The 7,210-nt window shown below is 34.6% G+C and carries 7 protein-coding genes; all 7 read right to left on the bottom strand.

The genetic code is table 11. The features are described 5' to 3' along the window. Positions 1–260: 260 nt before the first annotated feature. Positions 261–911 (bottom strand): hypothetical protein, encoded by a 651-nt coding sequence (locus tag AC4MRQ_RS24005; protein WP_491200266.1) that lies wholly within the window; start codon positions 909–911, stop codon positions 261–263. Positions 912–1,051: 140 nt separating this feature from the next. After that, on the bottom strand, positions 1,052–1,696 hold the full coding sequence (locus AC4MRQ_RS24000; protein WP_491200265.1) for a DNA alkylation repair protein: 645 nt from the start codon (positions 1,694–1,696) through the stop codon (positions 1,052–1,054). 79 nt (positions 1,697–1,775) lie between these two features. Beyond that, a complete protein-coding gene (locus tag AC4MRQ_RS23995; protein WP_491200264.1) occupies positions 1,776–2,906 on the bottom strand; it encodes an AAA family ATPase in 1,131 nt (376 codons plus the stop codon). Continuing rightward, on the bottom strand, positions 2,903–3,703 hold the full coding sequence (locus AC4MRQ_RS23990; protein ID WP_491200263.1) for an RNA ligase family protein: 801 nt from the start codon (positions 3,701–3,703) through the stop codon (positions 2,903–2,905). The genes AC4MRQ_RS23995 and AC4MRQ_RS23990 overlap by 4 nt, the downstream gene beginning before the upstream one ends. A gap of 156 nt (positions 3,704–3,859) precedes the next feature. Continuing rightward, positions 3,860–5,866 (bottom strand): FecR domain-containing protein, encoded by a 2,007-nt coding sequence (locus tag AC4MRQ_RS23985; RefSeq protein WP_491200262.1) that lies wholly within the window; start codon positions 5,864–5,866, stop codon positions 3,860–3,862. A gap of 525 nt (positions 5,867–6,391) precedes the next feature. Then, positions 6,392–6,949 (bottom strand): hypothetical protein, encoded by a 558-nt coding sequence (locus AC4MRQ_RS23980; RefSeq protein ID WP_491200261.1) that lies wholly within the window; start codon positions 6,947–6,949, stop codon positions 6,392–6,394. A gap of 177 nt (positions 6,950–7,126) precedes the next feature. Continuing rightward, positions 7,127–7,210: T9SS type A sorting domain-containing protein (locus tag AC4MRQ_RS23975; protein ID WP_491200267.1), on the bottom strand; the 84-nt coding region annotated here is incomplete at its 5' end.

The raw sequence follows: 7,210 nt of genomic DNA, 5'->3' as shown, positions 1-7,210 counted from the left end.
CATATCGGATTATAACGAGATCAAGTCCGTTTACCTGGTAGTGAGTAGGTTTCCGGTCTGATAATTCATTGAACTTGAGTGTTTTTATCATGACTTTTGGCTTTATACATTAACCATTAAGCATATCGAAATACTATAATCTTCTTCAAGATAGCTCAAAATAAACACATTAGCACTTTTCTTTTTATAGCACACATTGCAAATGTGTACCAGCGAGGGCATACCAGCGGGAACCTAAACTTCAATATTTTGCACGACTGCTATTGAGCAAAATATTGTGCGCTGTATTTCTTAATTTCTCTCTTAACTTTATCAGATTTAGTAGTGTTTAACACATCTTTTAAGAAATCATTTACGGCAATCTTGTCAAGTAGATCATAGTCAACGGAAGACAAAAGCTTTATAAGTTCTGATATCAGGAAATTTTGATGTTTTTCAGTATTATCATTAACTCTTAGTGATTCAATAATCTTAGAAATAATCCTGTTAGCCAATTTGGGTTTCTCATTGATGATTTTAGCTGAATGGCTGATACAATATTTCTTTGTCGATATTTTTTCGTCATTAAGTTGTTTGTAATAATCATCAACTATCAATTCAAAACGATTTTCCTTATCCACAACCACTAAGTTCGCTATCAACTCCATCCCATAATTTCTATGGTAAGAATTATCATAGCTCAATAAAGATGAAAATTGATCCCAATAATGATAAAATAATGAAGGCTCTGCTTTTGTTACCTCATTAAGAATCAAGTAAGAGTGGTAATAAACATTAATCGAATCTATTTCCAGAAGGTGTTTAACCAAAATGTCTCTAAAATCCTCCTGACTTATGGCTATATCAAAATAAGGAGTGATATCAGCGTTGGTCTCTGATACAACTTGTAAGTATTTATTCTCATCTATCATATGAACCTGGTTGTAGAATTAATTTTGGGTTTGGTTGTATCGTTTATATTGTGAGTAATAGACGCACCTCGCTACCATGCGGATTCTAGGGAGGACTCGCGCGGTAGCTTGGGGTAGCTGAGGAACCCACTTCAATATCACTACTTTTTCAATTTGGCAACTTCAATTGGAATGAATTTCGGTAAATAATTTGGTGTACACCCTTTTGCAACTACTTCATCCTTGTAAAGTCCGGTTTCTTCACCAATGGTAATACATCTGGCACGATACTCTTCCTGCCATTTACCTATTTGACCGGCTGTAAAATTCATTGCCCATTGAACTTCGGGCTGTTCACCTGCTATTTTATTCTCTATTGCGGTTAACAGGTATTCTGTATTTGAGTGGTTGGTATTTCCCATCCATCTTAAACGTGCCTGATAATACCAAAAAACTCTTCTTTGTAACACTGAGGAGCTATTCTCCCAAGATTCCATTAAAGCAATTGCTTTCTTGTCCTTCGAAAGCTGGTTAGCCATCAGCCAGTCTATTAATTGATTTCGCTCTTCAAATTTATGACTCTGGATATCCTTATCAAGCTTATCAATAAGTTCTTGTGTCAGGAGTTTTTTGTCCATAATTAGAATTGCTAAATGACGGGGTAACAATTCACCAGTAGACCAAAGTTCCATCGCCAGCTCATGATCTTTTTTGATGTCCTTTGCAATTTTCCGCAAATCTCCCAGTTTAGTGGTTTCCCGGTTGATTTGTGCATATATCCCTTTTGATTTTGAAGAAAGTTCCATGTCAAATAGTTTCTTAATATTTAATTACACAATTAAATGTATCTCAATGGTTCTATTATTATGCACTGTAAACGAAAGCTTATTTTACCTCATAATATATTTCATGTGCCTCCTTAGGATTGGGAATTTCTAATTTCCTTATCAAGTTCTCGATCACATTTTCAGGCACTTTGTGCTTTCGATTATGATTCTGTGATAACAGTTCCTTATACGGAACTTCAATATAGTATATTTTAACACGTGCACCGTAATCTGTAAACAATGAGATCCACTTGCTTCGCATTTCACTTGTAATATTAGTTGCATTGAAAACAAATGAAGTTTTTGACCTCATATATTCCTTTGCTTTTTCTTTACCAAGTTGAAGTACCCACCCATTTTTCTTTTTGTCGGTAGGGTCTATTCTATGTTCTCTTCGAATGTCATCCAAAGACAAAACGGGAAGCTGAAAATGACGATCTATATATGTGTCTTTTCCACTTCCTGGCAAAGCGCACATAACTATTACATCAAATTTTAAATCATCGAATGGCACGTAATCTGGTGAGCTATCAAGCTTATTCAAATACAAGTAACGGCCGTAATTTGATTTAAAATATCGAGGTTTTCTAAAACAGTCATTTTCAACACAAAGCTCATTGAATAACTCAATTTTTAATAGAGTTTCTTCCTGGTCTTTACATATTCGTCCTAATACGTCAGCTTTTGCTAACATAGATAAGTGTTGTGTATTAACAACCTGACTCGCATAAATAACTTCTTTCTTAGGATCGTTTTTTTGAATAGCCCATAAAGGTAAACCATGAAGCCGCACCAGTTTGGTAATCTGTTCTCTCACCAAAAATGGCGTTGGAATATCCGTATATAATATTTTTCGTGCCGTGAACTCTCCTTTTTTAGCATGTCTGGGAGAAACAACTCTCATTCTACCATCAATTTCTTCTTTGATTGTCGTTGACCGTTTTTCGACGTCGTGTAAAATGGCACTGGCAAATAAAATATGTTTGTCTTGTTCATCCAGTACTTTAAATTCTGGTAAGGACAATAATGCCTCAACAACCATTTTTGTATGCGTTAAAACATCACCTTCCGCATGCCATTCTTCATCCTGAGGAACGTCTTTCATGTCCCTCAACCATTGAAAGGAAGATTCTAACGAATCCCAATCAATCGGTTTGTCAATTTCATATATAGGGAATTTCCAATTCATAGTTTTTGTAAAAATTCATAAGCATACCATTTGTACTTATGATAGTCAATAAGTTTTGCTGGTTTCCAGTTTTTTGTCCAATGAACATCTGTTTTCACATGAGAAGCTCTAACCAACTTGAAAAGGTTGTCAAATTCATTGCTTTCTACAGGCAAATCTCCATTATTCGTTGTAAAGCCATCTTTGTTTCTGATGACAAACCCTTCGGAGCATGGTTTACTACTTACAGGATCATACCCACCAAGTAAACCTTCAGTTTCAACACTTTGTTCCCAAGTCATACCCAGGTTGCTTTCAAGCCACTTTTCAAGAATAGTATTTTCGTTTTTATTATCATCCCAAAAATCTTCCAATTTATGGGTGATTTGGATTTCCGGCACAACCGGGAAATCTAACATACTTGCATAGAATTTGACTTCTTCCCAGCTTAACCATCTATCGGCTTCCCTGACAGCAAAAACATAGAAAAATGATTCCAGCTTATTATAAGCAATAGAGTGGATTCCATACATATTCTCTCCAAAAATCTCTAAGTTGTTCAAATCATTTTTGATTAGCTGCCACCTTTCTCTCATAGGTTTATCCCAGGGATGTTCTGATGGTGAAGTATGAGAACGGGCAAAAACACCTCTTTTGCTGAAGCAATTATTCTGCCCATCAAGCTTTTCAGTTAAAACAAGATTGTCTTTTTTAGCGAATGACTCTACATAACCGGCAGGCATAAATCGATCATCAGAGGTTGTTCCTAAACTAATGTGAGCATGTAAGCTTCTGCAATATTTTTTTGATTCGTTCATTTTGTAATTTTCGCTAGCAGCATCTAATGTGATTTTGCATGGGATTATGAGCTTCTAACCTCACAAGTTACCCCCGATTCAGGTGATAATGATAGAAAATATTTAAAGCACTTGTTAATTATACACACATTCACCACCAGTAATTATCTTATCATTCTAAAAAATTCTTATACCATTCCCAGAATATTGATAATCTAAATCGTATACTTTGCAAATCACATCTATTACTTCATCAATATCACTCTCTTTAAATGACGCTGTTAATTTTTCATTTTTCATCTGCCTGTTTTCAAGATGGATTGAAACATTGAATTTTCTTTCGATAGTTGTAAGAACATCAATTAACCTGGTATTCCTGAATTCAAATGATTTTAATAAAATGTTATTATCAAAACAACATGGAAACACTACAGACCTAATCCTGTCTATAAATTCTCGTTCTTCGTTTTCCCTTTCCTTTCGCAGTTTTTCCTTATAGAAGAAAGATTGGTATTCCAGATCTATTAGAATTTTATTCTCACGTTTATATCCACTTGAAAACTCTCGGATGTCATTTCTAAAAGTTTTATAATCATTATTTTCTAAGGCTAAATCTACATTAACGACAGGCATTTGCTTACACTCTTTTATTTTATATCCAATTTTATCCGCTTGATAACCAACACTAATCACATTGAACAATTGATTTTTCCAAAGTAGTAGATTAGGATCCTCAGAAAATACAATATCAAATGTCCTTTTATCATCTGACAAATAGGAAAAGATACTTTTTATTCCGGGATTTACTACATAGGAATATACTCTATCGTACTGATCTCCATTTTCTACAGTGATATTTAAAGAGAACTTCTCAACTTCACTTAACTTTATTTCACGAGCAGCATTATACCATCCAAAATTGGTTATTTCGAAACCAAATTTCTTCATCCGATATTTTTGTCTGGCTTCTAAAAGTTCCCTGTACTCATCTCTTTTCTCTTGAGCAACCTGTTCAATATTTCGCCTTTCTTTGATATACTCATTTTTATACCTAAATAAATCTTTCTCAATTTTTTCCTTGCTTTTTTTATAGTACTTAGCTAACATTTCGGCTTTCTTGTCCGATAGTTTTACCGTTGTCTGCTTATATGAAGCAAATTCAATGAATTTTTGATACGCACTATTCGAACTGCCTAATTGTTTAGCAGCCATCTCATCAATTTCCCATAAGTTTTTATCTAAATTATTCACATATAACTCTAAGATACTATTGTCGCAGGTGGCAAAGATGGTTCTAAGTCTATATTCAAACTCTCTTGTTGAAATAAGCGTATTTTGAAACTTTCTACTGCGAATTGCTTTAATTGATGCTGGATTAATTCCGCAAAACGATTGTTCTGAAGTAGTTACAGCATCACTTGCTACCTCATATGCTAAATTATCTTCCTGAGCCAGAAGATTAAGGGTTGGGGCAAATAAATTAATCATCAAGTATCGGCTATTCCAATTATAATACCCCAATTCATCTAATTCTGTTGCATAACTATAATATAAGCTATCCAAAAACTCATCGGTTACGATCTTATGGTTTCTGAAAGGTAAACCCTTCTCAACTTCACGTTGAAATCCTTCAGGATAGAAATCAAGCACATCCAGTGAAACAGGAATTAAGTAATCTACCGGTTTCTTATCCTCTTTCCATTTGACGCTCCCCAAGTGATCACGAGTTCCTTTATACAAACTAACTTGTTTGTCTGCGGTTACCTCAAAGTATATTGGATTATCTGGATTAATTTGTAATTGTTCGCCATTTCGGGTCGCATTTATAAAAAACGACAGGTAAGATTCATAAATCTTGGCAGAATCCTGAATCATTAAGTTTGATAGAATTATTTCATCAATTTCATTGCCTTCTGCAAACTCAATCTGAATCGAATCTTCGATAGTTTTTCCATTTTTACTCAGCAACGATCCTGATGGAATAATCATCATGTTACCTTTCTTTGTCTCTATGACATTGTCCTCCCCAGCGTTTAACTTATAGAAGTGGCTCCCAATCATCGTTTCTGCAAACCTATCCGAATCTTTTAGTTTAGTTATCGATCTGGTATTATACTCTTGTTCAGATTTACAACCAAGAGATAAAATGAAAATGAAAATTAATATGTGTTTAGTTTGTTTCATGCTTTGCCATTTTATTAGCAGTAACGCTATTGTAAATATGTTTCTATTATAATACCCCCAAAGATGTACTTCCCACACCAATATGAAGGAAAATACACCTCTTATTATCCTTGACTGCATTGCTCCTATTCTCACCTGACAGGGCAACATATCCGATTAGTGCATGCTAATTTAATATTTTTCACTAAACAATAGGTAGCTCAAACTAAAAGCCATTGTACAACGGAACGATTGGTAAATCGTTTGAAATCTCCAAGTACTTCCAAAAATAAACACCTTCAGGATTACGGAACTTGTAATTCGCCTTGTTACTCTGATTTAATCAAATAACTATCAATACTAAATTGGTCCCGTAAGAAGACTCTTGCGTAACAGTGAAGATCTTGTCAAAAACGAAGAATCCCATAATTAGTTTTTATGCAGTATAGTTCCTTTAATTTGGCGTCCCAGACAATCAACAAACTCTCAAAGTTGCCGACTCCGCGCAAAGTATAGCTTTTGTTGGCAAGTCGTTGTCCCTTTAGCTTATTCCCTACAAAATATTTCAGCTCCACCAGAACCAAATATTCCAAAGTATTTTTCGTCATTTGAAAACCCATATTTCAAGGTATCATATTCCAACCGTTCTAGTTTTAAAAGAGTATAATTCCTCCAATATTTTATGTCCTTATTCCTTTCTTTCAGATTTCGGATACCTATAATTTGATTTTCAAGTCCAGGGTGAAATGAATCGAGACTCCAAAAATCAGAGGTCACATGATTTCCGTTACCTCCTCTCAGTCCAAATACTTTAATTGTTTGGTTTATTTCATCTATTCTGAACTCTAAATTATCACTAGATAATTTGTCCATCGCAGTATTATCTTCGTCATAATTTCTTATCTCTATTTCTCCAGTCAATTGGTCTGAAACCGAATATCCATCAGAGGAAAGAAGAAATATTTTGCTGTTACTGGTCCAGCCACTCGCAATTATTCCTGCAGCAGAGATTACAACGGACTTTCTCCAAGGATGTGGAGCAAGGTCCAAATTGTCAAACAAACTCTCAGATTTTATTTTTAATTTATTCCTATTGAATATCATTCTCTTTCATTTAGTAATCAATACTTGCCAACAGTTCGGCCATATGAAGTGACCCAGGGTGCGTGCGTTATATTCGCTTTCTTGTTTGTGCCCCAGTTGGCGCGGGAGCTGAACTCCCAAAACCCGCCAAAGCTAAGGCTAATTTATGATGGCTTATTAGCAAACGTTATTATAATCCTATTCTTTTATAAATTTAATTGTATTCCCATTTTTAAATTTTATGAAATATAATCCATTTGCAAAATTGCTAATATCAACTTT

The sequence above is a fragment of the Carboxylicivirga sp. genome (assembly GCF_982718395.1).
Note: the sequence above shows the minus strand (reverse complement) of the source record. Positions and strands in the feature narration are given on the sequence as shown.

Excerpts from the sequence above, each read along its gene's own strand:
- AC4MRQ_RS24005 (WP_491200266.1), bottom strand. The coding sequence starts at position 911 with ATGATAGATGAGAATAAATACTTACAAGTTGTATCAGAGACCAACGCT.
- AC4MRQ_RS24000 (WP_491200265.1), bottom strand. The coding sequence starts at position 1,696 with ATGGAACTTTCTTCAAAATCAAAAGGGATATATGCACAAATCAACCGG.
- AC4MRQ_RS23990 (WP_491200263.1), bottom strand. The coding sequence starts at position 3,703 with ATGAACGAATCAAAAAAATATTGCAGAAGCTTACATGCTCACATTAGT.
- AC4MRQ_RS23985 (WP_491200262.1), bottom strand. The coding sequence starts at position 5,866 with ATGAAACAAACTAAACACATATTAATTTTCATTTTCATTTTATCTCTT.
- AC4MRQ_RS23995 (WP_491200264.1), bottom strand. The coding sequence starts at position 2,906 with ATGAATTGGAAATTCCCTATATATGAAATTGACAAACCGATTGATTGG.
- AC4MRQ_RS23980 (WP_491200261.1), bottom strand. The coding sequence starts at position 6,949 with ATGATATTCAATAGGAATAAATTAAAAATAAAATCTGAGAGTTTGTTT.